11 protein-coding genes are annotated in these 17531 nt (G+C 50.2%); 10 read left to right on the top strand and 1 reads right to left on the bottom strand.

Annotated features, from left to right (window positions below; all coding sequences use genetic code 11):
- Positions 1–425 precede the first annotated feature (425 nt).
- From I6E49_RS10735 to I6E49_RS10705, 7 genes are all read left to right on the top strand, one after another.
- Positions 426–1451 (top strand): IS110 family transposase, encoded by a 1026-nt coding sequence (locus tag I6E49_RS10735; protein WP_235402264.1) that lies wholly within the window; start codon positions 426–428, stop codon positions 1449–1451.
- A gap of 157 nt (positions 1452–1608) precedes the next feature.
- Positions 1609–1986 carry a GxxExxY protein gene (locus I6E49_RS10730; protein WP_235402263.1) on the top strand — a complete coding sequence of 126 codons (378 nt, stop codon included), beginning with the start codon at positions 1609–1611 and terminating at the stop codon, positions 1984–1986.
- Positions 1987–2947: 961 nt separating this feature from the next.
- Positions 2948–3529, top strand: a complete 582-nt coding sequence (locus I6E49_RS10725; RefSeq protein WP_235402262.1) for a DUF3109 family protein — start codon at positions 2948–2950, stop codon at positions 3527–3529.
- 93 nt (positions 3530–3622) lie between these two features.
- Positions 3623–4852 carry a nucleoside recognition domain-containing protein gene (locus I6E49_RS10720; RefSeq protein WP_235402261.1) on the top strand — a complete coding sequence of 410 codons (1230 nt, stop codon included), beginning with the start codon at positions 3623–3625 and terminating at the stop codon, positions 4850–4852.
- 49 nt (positions 4853–4901) lie between these two features.
- Positions 4902–5471, top strand: a complete 570-nt coding sequence (locus tag I6E49_RS10715; RefSeq protein ID WP_235392387.1) for a four helix bundle suffix domain-containing protein — start codon at positions 4902–4904, stop codon at positions 5469–5471.
- Between the two features lie 145 nt (positions 5472–5616).
- On the top strand, positions 5617–7095 hold the full coding sequence (locus I6E49_RS10710) for an oligosaccharide flippase family protein (RefSeq protein WP_235402260.1): 1479 nt from the start codon (positions 5617–5619) through the stop codon (positions 7093–7095).
- A 134-nt stretch (positions 7096–7229) separates the two neighbouring features.
- Positions 7230–9362 carry a S46 family peptidase gene (locus I6E49_RS10705; protein ID WP_235402259.1) on the top strand — a complete coding sequence of 711 codons (2133 nt, stop codon included), beginning with the start codon at positions 7230–7232 and terminating at the stop codon, positions 9360–9362.
- A 186-nt stretch (positions 9363–9548) separates the two neighbouring features.
- Here I6E49_RS10705 and I6E49_RS10700 read toward each other — a convergent pair whose 3' ends face one another.
- The gene (locus I6E49_RS10700; protein WP_235402258.1) at positions 9549–10100 is read right to left on the bottom strand and encodes a DUF3332 domain-containing protein; all 552 of its coding nucleotides are present in this window, start codon (positions 10098–10100) and stop codon (positions 9549–9551) included.
- 179 nt (positions 10101–10279) lie between these two features.
- On the opposite strand from I6E49_RS10700, the gene I6E49_RS10695 reads away from it, so the two are divergent.
- The 3 genes from I6E49_RS10695 (at position 10280) to I6E49_RS10685 (ending at position 17496) form a co-directional block, all read left to right on the top strand.
- The gene (locus I6E49_RS10695) at positions 10280–11158 is read left to right on the top strand and encodes a helix-turn-helix domain-containing protein (protein WP_235402257.1); all 879 of its coding nucleotides are present in this window, start codon (positions 10280–10282) and stop codon (positions 11156–11158) included.
- Between the two features lie 209 nt (positions 11159–11367).
- Positions 11368–15888 carry a glutamate synthase large subunit gene (gltB, locus tag I6E49_RS10690; protein WP_441006973.1) on the top strand — a complete coding sequence of 1507 codons (4521 nt, stop codon included), beginning with the start codon at positions 11368–11370 and terminating at the stop codon, positions 15886–15888.
- A 261-nt stretch (positions 15889–16149) separates the two neighbouring features.
- Positions 16150–17496 (top strand): glutamate synthase subunit beta, encoded by a 1347-nt coding sequence (locus I6E49_RS10685; protein WP_235402255.1) that lies wholly within the window; start codon positions 16150–16152, stop codon positions 17494–17496.
- The last annotated feature ends 35 nt before the right edge of the window (positions 17497–17531 follow it).

Genomic DNA, 17531 nt, shown 5'->3' with positions numbered 1-17531 from the left:
CATTCGTGAGATTCGAGATATTCGTGGTGAAAGATAAACAACACGAATCGAACGAATCACACGAATCTTAAAGCACTGCAGCATTCGTGAGATTAGAGTGATTCGTGGTGAAAGATAAACAACACGAATCGCACGAATCACACTCTAAGTTTGCAGAAGAATGCGACGCAGTCGCATAAATGTTAAATAATCAAGGTAAAACTATGATTGCTAAAGACAGTTTCGTACCTTTGTTGTAAAAAGGTAGAATCGGTCTGTCGAAGAGGTAAACCAAGAATCTCTCTAGTCTGAAGACTATCATTCGTTTAGGACCTCATCGACATAGTTGCAAAGACCAGATAGAAAGTTATCGGCTCTGAGCCTTGTTAGAGTGTTAGTCCATACAACTATTGACCAATTCTACATAATTAAACTCGTACAAAGATATGAAGAATTTATTTATTGGAATTGATTTTTCGAAAGAAAAAGTAGATGTGGCTATCATTTTTGCAGATGGACTGACAGAAACAGCTGCACGAGTGTTCAATGAGTTCAAGACAACAGTGTCTGGCTACAAGCAACTGGTCAAGTGGGTGGAGCTGAATTCCTACGGCATAGACTCTTCCATGTGGCTTTTCTGTGGCGAGAATACTGGCGACTACAGCAAGGGACTGTGCAACTTCCTCTACGGCAAAGGCTACGACATGTGGCTTGAGAACGCCAAGAGCATCAAGGACGCATCAGGTCTCAGACGATTGAAGTCTGACCGTGCCGACGCCTCGATGATTGCCGAATACGCAATGAGAAATTACGACAAAGCCATTATGTACGAGCCACTTAGCGAGTCACTTGCGCAACTACGTGAGCTGTTCCTCTACCGTCAGATGGTCGTAAGACACAGATGCAGCTTTCAGGTGCGTAGAGGCGAAAAGCGACTCACTATGGAGAAGTCGCCCGTCAAGACAATGATTTCGCAGAGCGGACGACATATCGTGTATGAACTTAACAAGGAAGTCGAGAAGATAGACAAGCGAATCGCCGAACTCATCAAGTCGGACGAAGAGCTCACCGAGGTGTTCACCATCGTGACCTCTGTGTCAGGAATAGGAACACAGAACGCCGTCTGCCTGATGGTATACACCGACAACTTCCGCCGTTTCAACTACGATTCAAGGAAGATTGCCTGCTACTACGGCATAGCCCCATTCGGCAAAGATTCGGGTACCAGTGTGCATTCCGACCCTCATGTGCACTACATGGCGAACCGCCAGATAAAGGCCATGCTGACGCAGGCTGCACTGGCTGCCGTCAACTTCAATCCTGTTATTGCAAGGTACTATATGCGACTCGTAGAACGTGGAAAGAAAAAGCAGGTTGCACTGAACAATGTAAAGAACAAACTCATACATTTGATCACAGCTATGGTCCGGAATCGCCAACTTTTCTCACCTGAATATAAAATATCAGCATAAATTAAAAATAATGGTCAAAATATTTGGATTTTAACATAGAAAGCGAATAGAAAGACACAGCAACATTCGTGAGATTAGAGTAATTCGTGGTGAAGGGAAACAACACAAATCGCACGAATTATAATTAGCATTAAGTTTATCACATAAAAATATTTATATGAATACAATTATATATAAAAAGGAGAGTTATGATATTATCGGTGCAGCGATGAAAGTATATAATTTTCTTGGACATGGTTACCTTGAGGGTGTTTATCAAGAAGCACTTGAAATAGAACTTAAACGTGCTGGTATACCAACAGAGCGAGAGAAAGAATTACAGATTATCTATGATGGTATTGTTCTATCACAGAAATTCAAAACTGATTTCGTTTGCTATGACAAAATAATAATTGAGTTGAAAGCAGTATCTGCACTCAATGATGCACACCGCTCTCAACTATTCAATTATTTACATGCCACTAAAATGCGTCTAGGACTTCTAATAAATTTTTGCAACCCCAATGGATTGGAATGGGAACGCAAAGTACTATAAAGATAAACAACACGAATCGCACGAATCACACGAATTATAAACACAGCAACATTCGTGTAATTCGGGATATTCGTGGTGAAAAATAAACAACACGAATCGCACGAATCACACGAATCTTAAAACACTGCAACATTCGTGAGATTAGAGAAATTCGTGGTGAAGGGGAAACAACACGAATCGCACGAATCACACGAATTATAAACACAGCTGCATTCGTGAGATTCGAGTAATTCGTGGTGAAGATAAACAACACGAATCGCGCGAATCACACGAATTAAAAACTCAGCTGCATTCGTGAGATTCGAGATATTCGTGGTGAAAGATAAACAATACGAATCGCGCGAATCACACGAATTATAAACACGGCTGCATTCGTGAGATTAGAGTAATTCGTGGTGAAAGATAAACAACACGAATCGCACGAATCACACGAATCTTAAAACACTGCAACATTCGTGAGATTCGGGATATTCGTGGTGAAGAGAAACAACACGAATCGCACGAATCAAACGAATTATAAACACAGCAACATTCGTGAGATTAGAGAAATTCGTGGTGAAGGGGAAACAACACGAATCGCACGAATCACACGAATCTAAAAGCGCAGCAACATTCGTGAGATTCGGGAAATTCGTGGTGAAAGATAAACAATACGAATCGCGCGAATCACACGAATCTTTAAGTACGGCTGCATTCGTGAGATTCGAGTAATTCGTGGTGAAGAGAGATAATGAAATTCGTGGTGAAATCAAAAGGACTCCTTTTGCAGTGTAAAAGGACTCGTTTTGCACCTCAAAAGGACTCGTTTTGCACCTCAAAAGGACTCCTTTTGCAAGGTAAAAGGACTCGTTTTGCGAGCCAAAAGGACTCCTTTTGAAAAGCAGGCGTTTTCGAGGTGCCTGAAAGGAGCGATTTGAAGGGTATAAAACAGTAAAATTGATATAAAAACAAAGGACAGAATATGATATTAGAGATTTCGAATGTATTGGTGTCGAGCGACATCATCACCGAGCAGTTCTGCTGCGATCTGGACAAGTGCAAGGGCATTTGCTGTGTGGAAGGCGACGCCGGAGCACCCGTGACTATGGACGAGATAGCCGGCATTGAGTCGGCTCTCGACACGGTGTGGGGCGACATGTCGGCATCGGCGCAGGCTGTTGTCGACCATCAGGGAGTAGCTTATACCGACCGCGACGGCGACCTCGTGACGAGTATTGTGGGCGGCAAGGACTGCGTGTTCACCTGCTACGAGGGCGACTGCTGTCTGTGCGCGCTCGAACGAGCCTACCGCCAGGGCAAGACCCAGTTCATCAAGCCCATATCGTGCGCCCTCTACCCTATCCGCGAGAAGCGTTTCAAGGACGGCACCGTGGCTCTCAACTACAACCGTTGGGACGTATGCGAGGACGCAGTGAAGAAGGGCAAGGAGTTGGGACTGCGTGTATACCGCTTCCTTGAGGGTCCGCTGGTGCGCCGTTTCGGTCAGGAATGGTACGACGAACTGTGTGCCGTTGCCGACGAATACATCAAGGCTTATAAGTAGACGGGACGCAAAAATGACGATTTTTGTGAGATATTCCAAATTTAATGGGTAATTTTGCACCTATTATAATAATAACAACGTATCTCAGAAAATATGGTACTCAACTACATCTGGATAGCCTTCTTCCTCATAGCATTCGTCATCGCCACCGTGCGGCTGGTGTTTATGGGCGACACCGAGGTGTTTCCAGCCATTATGAACTCCACGTTCGACACGTCGAAGACTGCGTTCGAGATATCACTCGGACTCACCGGCGTACTCTCGTTGTGGCTCGGCATAATGAAGATTGGCGAGAAGGGCGGCGTCATAAACGTTGTGGCGCGCGTGCTGTCGCCCGTGTTCACACGTCTGTTTCCCGACATTCCGAAGGGTCATCCCGTCACGGGCAGCATCTTCATGAATGTCGCTGCCAACATGCTGGGGCTTGACAACGCTGCCACTCCGCTCGGACTGAAGGCTATGGAACAACTGCAGGAGCTGAATCCGAAGAAGGACACCGCCACAAACCCGATGATTATGTTCCTCGTGCTCAACACGTCGGGACTCACCTTGATTCCCGTCAGTATCATGGTGTATCGTGCACAGATGGGGGCGGCACAACCTACCGACATCTTCGTACCCATTCTTCTCGCCACGTTCTTCTCTACGCTGGCGGGCATCATCTTCACCTCGCTCTACCAGCGCATCAATCTCATCAACCGTACCATGCTGCTCACGCTCGGCGGCATGTCGGCTGTGGTGGCTGCTATAATATGGGGCTTCGCACAGATGGACAAGGCGCAGATGAACGTTGTGAGCACTTCGGTGGCTAATATCCTGCTGATGCTCATCATAGTGATGTTCATCCTGGCTGGCATGCGCAAGAAGGTGAACGTCTACGACGCCTTCATCGAGGGCGCAAAGGACGGATTTACCACCGCCGTCAGAATCATCCCTTATCTCGTGGCTATACTCGTGGGCATCGGAGTGTTCCGTGCTTCGGGCGCAATGGACATGCTGGTGGACGGCATCAAGTGGACCGTTGCTGCTCTGGGTGGCAACACCGACTTCGTGGGCGCTCTGCCTACGGCGCTGATGAAGCCCCTCTCGGGCAGCGGAGCACGCGGCATGATGGTCGACGCTATGACCACCTACGGTGCCGACTCGTTCGTCGGACGACTCTCTTGCATCTTCCAAGGCTCTACCGACACCACCTTTTACATCCTCGCCGTCTACTTCGGCAGCGTAGGCATACGCTATACCCGTCACGCCGTAGCCTGCGGACTGCTGGCAGACTTGGCTGGAGTGATTGCGGCAATAGCTATCTGCTACATGTTCTTTTAAAGGTAAAAGAGTAAAAAGGAAAAAGAGTAAAAAAAAGAAATACCCCACTATGCAGCAAAATCCATTCAACCGCCCTACCAATCAGCCCGACAGCTACAAGACGCTGATTGTTTTCCGCAAGTCGGAGTGTGTCTACGACATCACTTTCTACTTCGTAAGCCGATTTCTCGAACGCAGTCACGACCGCACGGTCGACCAAATGCAGCAGGCGGCACGCTCGGGCAAGCAGAACATAGTAGAAGGCTATAGCGATGCCGAAGGCTCTACCGAGATTGAACATAAGCTGACGGTAATAGCCAAGGGCAGCCTTGAGGAACTCAAAGAGGACTACAAGGACTATCTGCGCAACCATGGTCTGGAGATATGGGGGCCTCAGCATCCCAAATACCGGATGGCACAGCCACTGTGCCGACGCATCAACGACAGCGCATGGTATCGAAGGCAGATAGAAGGACGCTGCGCTGAAGAAATAGCCAACATCGCTCTGATAGTGATTCATCAGACTCTCGCCATGCTACGCGGACTCATCGACTACCAGAACCGCAAGTTCTTGGAAGAAGGTGGAATAAAGGAGCAGAGATACAAAGCAAGAGTTGACTGGAGAAACGGAAAAAGATAGGTGTGCGCAAGATTAGTTTGGTGGGTTTGGTAGGTTTTGTAGGTGGCATAGGTATAGTAGGCAGCAGCCAAAACCTACCAAACATACCACACCTACAAAACCTACCAAACCTACCAAACAAACAAAACAATAACAACAATTCAATATGGCAAATCTCAAATCACTTGCTAAGGACACCGCCATTTACGGTCTTAGCAGCATCGTAGGCAGATTTCTTAATTATCTGCTTGTACCTTTGTACACGGCAAAACTGTCTGCCGCGAGTGGAGGCTATGGCATCATCACCAACGTATATGCCTATACGGCATTGCTGATGGTGATTCTCACATACGGAATGGAGACCACCTTCTTCCGCTTCGCCAACAAGGAAGGCGAGGATCCGCAGAAGGTATACTCTACAACATTGATGTCTGTAGGATTCACATCGCTGCTGTTCGTGGTGCTGGTGCTGACGTTCATCAGCCCGATATCATCGTTCATGGGCTATGCCGACCATCCGTCGTATATATGGGTGATGGCTGTCACGGTGGCGATAGATGCCTTCCAGTGCATACCATTCGCCTATCTGCGATACAAGAAACGCCCTATCAAGTTCGCTACCTTGAAGCTTCTGAACATCTTTATGGCAATAGCACTCAATCTGATGTTCTTCCTCGTGCTGCCTGCCATATACGAAAGCAACGGCGCGGCGGGACTCATCGCACAGATATACGACCCTACCGTTGGCGCTGGCTATGCCTTCTATGTCAACCTTTTCTGCTCGGCTGCGCTCACCTTCTTCTTCTGGAAGGAACTGGTGGGCATCAAATACAAGTTTGACAAGGCGCTGCTGCGTCGCATGTTCTCCTACTCATGGCCTATACTGGTGCTGGGCATAGCCGGCATTCTCAACCAGACTGCCGACAAGATTCTCTTCCCCTACATCTACGAACGCAGCGACGCTCACGCCCAACTGGGCATTTATGGCGCCGCATCGAAGATAGCCATGATTATGGCTATGATAACCCAGGCGTTCCGCTATGCCTACGAACCGTTCGTGTTCGGCAAGTCGAAGGACAAGGACAACCGCGAAACGTACGCCCAGGCGATGAAGTTCTTCATCATATTCACTCTGCTGGCGTTCCTCGTAGTGATAGGCTATCTTGACGTGCTGAAGCATATCATCGGTCGCGACTACTGGTCGGGACTGCGCGTGGTGCCCATTGTGATGGCTGCCGAGATAATGATGGGCGTGTACTTCAATCTCTCGTTCTGGTACAAACTCATCGACAAGACCATCTGGGGAGCCTGGTTCTCGGGCGCAGGATGTGCTGTGCTCATAGCCGTCAACGTGCTGTTCGTGCCGCGATACGGCTATATGGCGTGCGCATGGGCTGGTTTTGCAGGCTACGCAACGGCTATGGTGCTGTCGTATCTTGTAGGTCAGAAGAAGTATCCCATCAATTATCCGCTCAAGTCGATAGGCGTTTACGTGGCTATAACGGTGCTGTTCTACTTCTGCATGAACTTCGCCAACGAGCATCTGCCCAACTGGGCGGCGCTCGCAGTGAACACTGTGCTCGTAATAATGTTCGTAGCGCACATCATATATCATGATATGCCGCTGAAGAAGATATTCAAGTAGAATTTTGTAGGGTTTGGTAGGTGCTGTAGGTTCAGTAGGTTTTGTAGGCGCAAGCCTACCTACTAAACCTACAACACCTACAAAACCTACCAAACCTACAAACAAGATAATCAACAATCAATAACAATCTCTAAATGAAAAAGAATCTTATTCTCGCGGCTGCAATGCTGTTGTCAGCCGCCGCAGCACATGCCGACGAAGGCATGTGGACGCTCTACAACCTGCCACATGCAGTGTACGAGCAGATGAAGACTTACGGATTCTCGGCTCCCTACGAGAAGCTGTACAAGGGCGAGGACGCCATCATGAAGTCGGTTGTCAACTTCTCGGGCTACTGCTCGGGCGTTGTCGTATCGCCCGACGGACTCGTGCTGACCAACCACCACTGTGGTTTCGAGGCCATCCGTTCTCATTCTACTGTTGAGCACGACTACATGCTCAACGGATTCTACGCCAAGTCGTTTGCCGAAGAGCTGCCCAACAAGAGCATGTTCGTAAGTTTCATGGTGGAACAGAAGGACATCACTCCCGAACTGGAGAAGCGTGGCATCAAGAACATGACCAACGACGAGCGAGCCAAGCTCTTGAACGAGGTGGAGAACGAGATGATCAAGGAGGTACACGCTAAGGACAAGACTCTCGACCTGGAAATAAAGCCGTTCTACGAGGGCAACAAGTACTATGCAACTACCTACCGCACATTCCGCGACCTGCGTCTGGTGTTCGCCATTCCAAAGTCAATGGGTAAGTTCGGAGGCGAGACCGACAACTGGATGTGGCCGCGCCAGACATGCGACTACTCTGTATTCCGCATCTACGCCGACCCGAAGACCAACGGTCCGGCTGAATATTCGAAGGACAACGTGCCTTATCATCCACAGCACTGGACAAAGGTTTCGATGGACGGATATAAGGAAGGCGACTTCGCCATGACCATCGGCTATCCGGGTTCGACCGAACGCTATCTCTCAAGCTACGGCATCCGCCAGATGCGCGACGCTGAGAACGCTCCACGTGCACAAGTACGCGGCGTGAAGCAGGACGTTATGATCAAGCACATGCGTGCCGACGAGGCTGTACGTATCAAGTACGACTCTAAGTATGCACAGAGTTCAAACTACTGGAAGAACTCATTGGGTATGAACAAGTGTATCGACTCTGTAGGTATCGTTCGTCAGAAGGCCGACTTCGAGGACCGCATCATGGAGTATCAGAAGTGGACCGGCTACCTCAAGGGCAAGCTCGACTTCGACAAGATGGCTCAGCTCTACGGCAAGCAGCTTGACGTTACCAAGGAGTTCACAGCTCTGCGCGAGACATTCGGCGGCACTTCTGAGTTCAACTCACGCGCCATCCGTCTGGCTATGATGGTGCCTGCAAAGGCTGGCAAGGCTGCCAAGAAGGCCAAGTCGACCTACGTGTTCGAGGACAACAGCGCCGAATGGGACGCAGCACTCGACAAGGACGTGCAGGCAGCACTCATCGACAACTTCCGCAAGTATGTATCTGCCGACCAGCTCCCTGCCTTCTACAAGACTATTGAGGAGAAGTTCGGCGGCGATTCGCGCAAGTATGTCGACTGGCTGTACTCTACTTCGGTAGTGATGAAGAGCGGCAAGAAGATCAAGCTCAACGAGAAGGCTCTCGCCAAAGACCCCGGCTACCAGTATGGCAAGCAGATTAACGAGATGATGAACAAGTGCCGCAGTCTGCTCATGCCGCTCCGCGAGGAGATAGCCGAGCAGGAGAAGTATCTCTGCGACGCCAAGGTGCGCATGGAGCAGGAACTGCCCCACTACTCAGATGCCAACTTCACCATGCGTCTTTCGTACGGTCAGGTGGGCGGTTACTTGCTCGGTGGCAATCCGTCGGGCTACTACACCGACGCTGCTTCTATCGTTCGCAAGATGGAGTCGGGCGAAAAGGGCACCATCGACTACCAGGCTGAGCCTATTATGAAGCAGCTCCTCTCTGCCAACGACTTCGGCAAGTACACCGACAAGACTACTGGCAAGATGCAGCTCTGCTTCCTCACCAACAACGACATCACAGGCGGCAACTCAGGTTCGCCCATGTTCGACGGCAAGGGCAATCTTATCGGTCTGGCATTCGACGGCAACTGGGACTCATTGTCAAGCGACATCTGGTTTGACAAGCGTCTGGCACGCTGCATCGGTGTAGACATCCGCTACGTACTCTTCCTCATGGACAAGTGGGGACATGCTGATCGTCTGCTCAAGGAAATGGGCGTTTCGGGCGAGAAGTAAACTGCCTGAAACACAGCGAAATAAGAACATCAAAAAAAATGTAGCCCTTTTGCCTTCCAAAAGTACCCCTTTTGAAGTGCAAAAGGGCTCCTTTTATAAGGCAAAAGGACTACATTTGGAAGGCAAAAGGACTCCTTTTATTTTATGGTAGCAAAACAGCTACTTTCTACCTTCATTTTTTCTACTCTATCGGCAAGCCCAGAAGCGTGCGCCATTGACAGCCATACGGGTTTCGAACACACCCGCTTCGTCGGGATTTACACGTATGGTCTCGCCGTCGCTGAGACGTGCCTGGATAGTGCCGTCATCGTTAAAGCGGAATATCTCCACCTTCTTTCCGTTCTGTTCCTGCGACCATGAATTGGTCTTCTTGTCGTAGATGAAGCTGACAACTTCACCGTTTGGCGAAGTGACTTCATATCCGTTGCGCAACGTCTTTACCGCATAAATCAATCCATCCTTACCGGTCACCTCCTGAACAGTGCCTACCTTCTGAGCCATAGGGTTGCTGCCCGACCAGAACTCAATCGTATTGAGCACCAAGGCATCAGCAACAGCACACACAGCATAAGCCGGCGAGATGAGAATGAATATGATCTCGTTGAGGAACTTCGAACTTGTAGCGTGGGTGTTCCACTTGGCAACACGGTTGAACAAAGAGAACGAACCTACGCAAGAGCTGGTTAGCAAAGTGGCAGCGAGCAATAGCGCCGACACCTTAAGATGTCTGATTTTCATAAGCATATAATTTAAAATATCCGTAAAGTTAGTAAAAAAAACATTGTAAAGGCCATAATAAGGTCTATTTAACAGTTTTATGCATATATACATTGACAAGTTATAACTAAAAAAACATTTGATATGTCAGATATATTTCGTACATTTGCATCTATATCAACATTATAAACCATACAGAGATGACCTTACCTGACTTAAAAGACATAACAGTCGAATACGCCATACGCATGTGCGGAGGCAGCCATATTGACAACGACATTCTCATTATTGACGAGATTGCCAACATGCCATTGCCTCGCGAACCACGACGCATGCAATGTCTGCTGCTGGCATTGTGTACCAAAGGCTCGGCACGATATTTTGTCGACTCTGTAGAACATAAGGTGGAGGCAGGCGACCTTATCATCATCAACCAGGGACGCGTCACCTACAACTGCACCATGTCGCCCGACTGCCGCGGCATTGGCATCATCATCAGCTACGACTTCTTCAACGAAACCATCAAGAGCGTACACGAACTGTCGGCACTCTTCCTCTTCGCACGCAACCACCCCGTATTCAGTCTGCCCGAAGACAAGGCCAGCTTCATACGCCATACGTTGACCTGCATGAAGCAAAAGATGGACGAAACCGACAACCACTTCCGTCGCGAGATGATGCAATCGATGTTCCTCACTATGGTTTACGAAGTAAGCAACGTGATATACAGCGTACAGTCGCGCACCAGCGAGCACAATACGCGTGCCGAAGAAATCTTTACAAAGTTCATATTGCTCGTCGAGAACAACTTCCGCACCGAACGTAGAGTGAGCTGGTATAGCGAGCAATTGTGCATCTCGCCCAAATATCTCTCCGAAACGATAAAGAACGTGTCCAAACGTACACCCAACGAGTGGATTGACGCATACGTTACGATGGAGCTGCGCATGCTTCTGCGCAACACACAACGCAGCATCAAGGAGATAGCACAAAGCCTTAACTTCTCCAATCAGTCGTTCCTCGGCAAGTATTTCAAGGAGCATGTGGGTATGTCGCCGTCGGAATACAGACGCAGTTGAAGTTACATTCCGTAGCAATAAACATGCAGCCATGTTACAAAACGGTACTTTACATGTCGATAATATTACAAAATAATACATCTTTCTTGCTATAAATCAAAAACAGTATTTATTTTTTCGATTTTTATATTGCTTTTTGAAAGTAAATCATTAAATTTGCAAACACTTTGATAGGTTTTTCAATGGTTTACTAATTAAAAGCAATTGAGATGGGAAAAACACAAGGCCATCAAGCCAGCCATGCAATGGCTGGCGAGAGATTTTCAGGACTTTACAATGCCGCCTACGAACACGACGCGTGCGGTGTAGGAATGGTAGTGAATATTCATGGTAACAAGAGCCACGAATTAGTAGACAACGCTCTGCGCGTACTTGAGAATATGCGCCACAGAGGAGCCGAAGGTGCCGACAACAAGACTGGAGACGGTGCGGGAATCATGCTTCAGATTCCTCACGAATTCATACTGTTGCAGGGCATTCCGGTGCCTGAGAAGGGCAAATACGGCACAGGTCTCGTCTTTCTTCCTAAAGACGAGCCACAGCAGCAGGCCATTCTGTCGATAATGATTGAAGAAATCGAGCGCGAAGGACTCTCGCTCATGCACCTGCGCACTGTGCCTACCAATCCCGAATGCCTCGGCGTGTCGGCACTTGCTACCGAACCCGCCATCAAGCAGGTTTTCATTACGGGCGTGACCGACGACAAGGTGCCCACTTTTGAGCGCACATTATATATTATACGTAAGCGCATTGAAAACCGTGTCAATAACAAGGACTTCTACATCTGCTCGCTTTCGAGCCGGAACATAGTTTATAAGGGTATGCTGTCGTCAATGCAGGTGCGCCAGTACTACCCCGACCTCACCAACAATTACTTCACTTCAGGACTGGCGCTTGTTCACTCGCGCTTCTCTACCAACACGTTCCCCACATGGAGCCTTGCCCAGCCGTTCCGCCTCTTGGCACACAACGGCGAGATAAACACCATTCGCGGTAACCGCTCTTGGTTCAAGGCACGCGAGAGTGTACTCTCAAGCGAGGCATTGGGCGACATCCGTGGCATATCACCTATCATACAGCCCGACATGTCAGACTCTGCAAGTCTCGACAACGTATTCGAGTTTTTCGTGATGAGCGGACTCTCACTGCCGCACGCTATGGCTGTAATGGTGCCCGAAAGCTTCAACGACAAGAACCCGATACCCGAAGATCTGAAGGCTTTCTACGAGTATCACTCTATACTTATGGAACCGTGGGACGGCCCTGCCGCACTGCTGTTCAGCGACGGAAGATACGCCGGAGGAATGCTCGACCGCAACGGTCTGCGCCCGGCACGATATACTATTACCAAGAACGACACCATGGTCGTGGCATCCGAAGTGGGTGTCATGGACTTTGACCCGACTGAGATTGCCGAAAAGGGACGCCTGCAACCAGGCAAGATTCTCCTTATCGACACTCAGGAGGGCAAAATCTACTACGACGGAGAAATCAAGGAGCGCCTCGCAAGCGCCCATCCTTACCGCCAGTGGCTATCAACTAACCGTATACAACTTGAGAAACTGCACTCCGGACGTAAGGTAGACAACTCTGTCGACGACCTCACACGCAAGGAGCTGATGTTCGGTTTCGGCGAGGAAGATGTCGATGGCACAATCGTTCCGATGGCTACCAACGGTCAGGAACCTACCGCCTCAATGGGCAACGACACTCCGCTGGCTGTATTGAGCGGCCATGCGCAGGTGTTCTTCAACTACTTCCGCCAGCAGTTTGCGCAGGTTACCAACCCTGCCATCGACTCTATCCGCGAGTCGTTGGTCATGTCTTTGTCGGAATATATAGGTCGTGTGGGCTCAGGAATTCTCTCGCCCGACGAGTCGAATTGCAAGATGGTGCGTCTGCCCCACCCCATTCTGACCAACACTCAGCTCGATATACTGTGCAATATACGCTACAAGGGATTTAACACCGTCAAGTTGCCTATGCTGTTTGAGTGCAGCAAGGGCGAAGACGGACTGCGCGAGTCGCTCGACGCACTCTGCAAGAAGGCCGAACGCAGCGTCGACGACGGCTACAACTACATCATTCTCAGCGACCGCGATGTCGATGAGGAGCACGCAGCCATTCCTTCGCTGCTCGCAGTGAGTGCCGTTCATCATTACTTGATTTCCGTCGGCAAGCGTGTGCAGACCGCCCTTATCGTAGAGAGCGGTGAGATTCGCGAGGTGATGCACGCCGCATTGCTCTTGGGCTACGGTGCTTCGGCACTCTGTCCGTACATGACCTACGCCATACTTGACGACCTTGTTAAGCGCGGAAAGATTCAGGAGAACTATCCGACAGCCGAAGCCAACTACATCAAGGCAGTGAAGAAGGGTCTGTTGAAGATTATGGCAAAGATGGGTATCTCAACCATCCGCTCATATCGCGGAGCCAAGATATTCGAGAGCATAGGTCTGTCGGAGGCGCTGTTGAAGACCTACTTCGGTACAGAAGTGAGCACTATAGGCGGCGTTGGACTCGAAACCATCGCCCGCGACGCAATCAGCATGCACAACAAGGCCTTCAACAACCACAAGAAGCTCGACTTCCTGCCCAACTTCGGACAATTCCACTGGCGCAAAGACGGCATACGCCACGCCTGGAACCCCGAAACCATCGCTACACTTCAGCTTGCCACACGCACTGGCAATTACGCTAAATACAAAGAGTTCACGAAGTTTGTCGACGAGAAAGAAGAACCAATCTTCATCCGCGACTTCTTCGATTTCAAACAAAATCCGATACCAGTCGACGAGGTAGAACCCGTCGAGAACATTGTTAAACACTTCGTGACGGGTGCCATGTCGTTCGGAGCTCTGTCAAAGGAAGCTCACGAGGCAATGGCTCTTGCCATGAACAAGCTCGGCGCACGCTCAAACACAGGTGAAGGCGGCGAGTTGAGCGAGCGTTTCCACGAGACTGTGGACGGCGTTTCGCTTTCGAGCAAGACCAAGCAGGTTGCTTCGGGACGCTTCGGCGTAACTACAGAATATCTGGTCAACGCCGAGGAGATACAGATTAAGGTGGCGCAGGGTGCCAAGCCGGGTGAAGGCGGACAGCTGCCGGGCTTCAAGGTGAACGAGGTGATTGCCAAGACGCGTCACTCTATTCCCGGAATCTCGCTCATTTCGCCTCCTCCTCACCACGACATCTACTCTATTGAGGACCTGGCCCAGCTCATCTTCGACCTCAAGAACGTCAATCCTAAGGCAGCCATCAGCGTCAAGCTCGTTGCCGAGAGTGGCGTAGGCACCATCGCAGCGGGCGTTGCCAAGGCCAAGGCCGACCTCATCGTCATCTCAGGAGCCGAAGGTGGCACTGGTGCTTCGCCTGCATCGAGCATGCGATTTGCCGGTATTTCGCCCGAAATCGGATTGTCTGAAACTCAGCAGACACTCGTCAAGAACGGTCTGCGCGGTCAGGTTCGCCTGCAAGTGGACGGCCAGTTGAAGACAGGACGCGACGTTGTGCTCATGGCTCTGCTCGGTGCAGAGGAGTTCGGATTCGGTACTGCTGCGCTGATCGTGCTCGGTTGTGTGATGATGCGTAAATGCAACCTCAACACATGTCCAATGGGCGTAGCCACACAGAACCCCGAACTGCGCAAACTGTTCCGCGGAAAGGCTGAATATCTGGTCAACTACTTCACCTTCGTAGCCCAAGAGGTGCGCGAATACTTGGCTCAGATGGGCTATCGCAGCCTCAACGAGATAGTAGGACACACCGAACTCGTCGTCACAAAGAAGGACGAGAAGAATCCCAAGTCGGCTCTGCTCGACTTCCACCGACTTCTGTTCCAAGAGCCCAACGGCTGCACACTCTATCATACAGCACAACAACGCCACGAGCTTGGCGACGTATTGGACCAGCATCTGATACGTGGAGCGCAGAACGCGATAGAACATCAGGACGAGGTTTCGCTCGATTTCGCCATCAAGAACACCGACCGTGCCGTTGGCGCAATGCTTAGCGGAATGATAGCACAGAAGTATGGCGAGGCAGGACTGCCCGACAAGACCATCAACGTGAAGTTCAAGGGCTCGGCAGGACAGAGCTTCGGCGCATTCCTCGTTAAGGGTGTCGACTTCAAACTGGAAGGCGAAGCCAACGACTACTTCGCCAAGGGCCTCTCAGGCGGACGCATATCAATACTCCCGCCCATTAGAAGCAACTTCGCAGCCGAGGACAACATCATAGCCGGCAACACCGGACTGTATGGCGCAACAAGCGGCGAACTATACATAAACGGTAAGGTTGGCGAACGCTTCGGAGTGCGCAACTCGGGTGCTACAGCCGTTATCGAGGGCGCAGGCGACCACTGCTGCGAGTATATGACGGGCGGTCGCGTAGTAGTACTGGGCGAAACGGGACGCAACTTCGCTGCCGGTATGTCTGGCGGCGTAGCTTACGTGTGGGACAAGAACCACAATTTCGACTACTTCTGCAATATGGATATGGTCGAGATCAACCTTGTCGACGACAGCAACTACCGCAAGGAGCTGCACGAACTCATACGCCAGCACTACCTATACACCGGTTCGAAACTCGCACGCACCATGCTCGACGATTGGAACCGCTACGTTGAGGACTTCATACAGATTGTCCCAATCGAGTATAAGCGTGTGCTGCAGGAAGAGCAGGTACGCAAGCTGCAACAGAAGATTGCAGACATGCAGAGAGACTACTGATTTGCGCGAGGGCGCAAATCAGAGTTTGGAGTTTTGAATTTTGAGTTTTGAATTATCGGACGGAGCCGATTAGGAATTGTTCAATTTTGAATTGATTTATAGAATCATCTTAAAACCAATACTGAACAACCCAAAACTCAAAACTGGATAATTCAAAATGCGAAAAGCGCACAACTCAAAATTCAAAACTCAAAACCCAAAATTGCGACTGCAAGTCGCAAAAATTCAAAACTCAAAACTCAAAACTCAAAATTAGGAATTATGGGCAATCCAAAAGCATTCCTCACTATACACCGCAAAGAGGCGGGCTACCGCCCCATACACGACCGCATTCACGACTTTGGTGAAGTCGAACAAACACTCAACAGCAACGACCGCCGACAGCAGGCATCACGCTGTATGGACTGTGGCGTACCCTTCTGCCACTGGGCATGTCCTCTGGGCAACAAGGCACCCGAGTGGAACGACGCCCTATACAAGGGCGACTGGGAGCTGGCTTATCGCCTGCTCAACTCTACCAACGACTTCCCCGAGTTCACCGGACGCATCTGTCCGGCGCTGTGCGAGAAGGCTTGCGTACTCAATCTCGTTGAACACGAACCTACAACCAACCGCGAGGACGAGTGCGCCATTACCGAACACGCATTCCAGGAGGACTACGTACGCATAGAACAACCCGAACGCAACGGCAAGAAAGTATGCGTCATCGGAGCCGGACCAGCCGGACTCGTGGCTGCCAACCGCCTCAACCACATGGGCTACTCGGTAACAGTTATGGAGAAGAACGAAAGCGCTGGTGGTCTGCTGCGCTACGGCATTCCTAACTTCAAGCTCAACAAGGCTGTCATCGACCGCCGTATCGCTCTGCTCGAAGAGGAGGGCATCGTATTCAAATACAACTCACCAGTCGACGTAGAACATCTGCCCGAAGGCTTCGACGCTTACGTTGTATCAACCGGAACACCCACAGCACGCGACCTCAAGATTCCCGGACGCGAACTGAAGGGCGTACACTTCGCTCTCGAAATGCTCTCACAGCAAAACAGAGTGTTGGCAGGCATGGAGTTCAAGAAGGAAGAACTGGTCAACGCCAAGGGCAAAGACGTGCTCGTTATTGGCGGTGGCGACACTGGATCAGACTGCATCGGAACGGCACACCGTCAAGGATGCAAGTCAGTGACACAAATTGAGATTATGCCGCGACCCGTTGACGGACCCGACGATCCGAAGAATCCATGGCCCAACTGGCCTCGTACACTCAAGACTACATCGTCGCACGAGGAGGGATGCACACGCCGATGGAACATCAACTCATTGGAGTTCCTCGGCGACAAGAACGGCAAGCTCACCGGAGTGCGCGTTCAGGAGATAACATGGAAACCCAATCCCGATGGCGGACGTCCGCTGATGGAGCCAGTGGGCAAGCCCGAAATCATCAAATGTGAAATGGTGTTGCTCGCAATGGGATTCCTCAAGCCCGAACAACCCAAGTTTGCCCCCAACGTATTCGTAGCCGGCGACGCAGCCAACGGAGCCTCGCTCGTAGTACGTGCTATGGCAAGCGGAAAGCAAATAGCTGCCCAAATAGATAAATTCCTATCGAAGTAATTGCTTTTATATGTCCTGTTGCTGAAACAGAACAA

This window comes from Leyella stercorea (genome assembly GCF_021531655.1).
Note: the sequence above shows the minus strand (reverse complement) of the source record. Positions and strands in the feature narration are given on the sequence as shown.

Coding starts and splice junctions, on each gene's coding strand:
- I6E49_RS10715 (WP_235392387.1), top strand. CDS start 4,902: ATGCAGCAAAATCCATTCAACCGCCCTACCAATCAGCCCGACAGCTAC.
- I6E49_RS10735 (WP_235402264.1), top strand. CDS start 426: ATGAAGAATTTATTTATTGGAATTGATTTTTCGAAAGAAAAAGTAGAT.
- I6E49_RS10720 (WP_235402261.1), top strand. CDS start 3,623: ATGGTACTCAACTACATCTGGATAGCCTTCTTCCTCATAGCATTCGTC.
- I6E49_RS10705 (WP_235402259.1), top strand. CDS start 7,230: ATGAAAAAGAATCTTATTCTCGCGGCTGCAATGCTGTTGTCAGCCGCC.
- I6E49_RS10710 (WP_235402260.1), top strand. CDS start 5,617: ATGGCAAATCTCAAATCACTTGCTAAGGACACCGCCATTTACGGTCTT.
- I6E49_RS10700 (WP_235402258.1), bottom strand. CDS start 10,100: ATGAAAATCAGACATCTTAAGGTGTCGGCGCTATTGCTCGCTGCCACT.
- I6E49_RS10695 (WP_235402257.1), top strand. CDS start 10,280: ATGACCTTACCTGACTTAAAAGACATAACAGTCGAATACGCCATACGC.
- I6E49_RS10730 (WP_235402263.1), top strand. CDS start 1,609: ATGAATACAATTATATATAAAAAGGAGAGTTATGATATTATCGGTGCA.
- gltB (WP_441006973.1), top strand. CDS start 11,368: ATGGGAAAAACACAAGGCCATCAAGCCAGCCATGCAATGGCTGGCGAG.
- I6E49_RS10685 (WP_235402255.1), top strand. CDS start 16,150: ATGGGCAATCCAAAAGCATTCCTCACTATACACCGCAAAGAGGCGGGC.
- I6E49_RS10725 (WP_235402262.1), top strand. CDS start 2,948: ATGATATTAGAGATTTCGAATGTATTGGTGTCGAGCGACATCATCACC.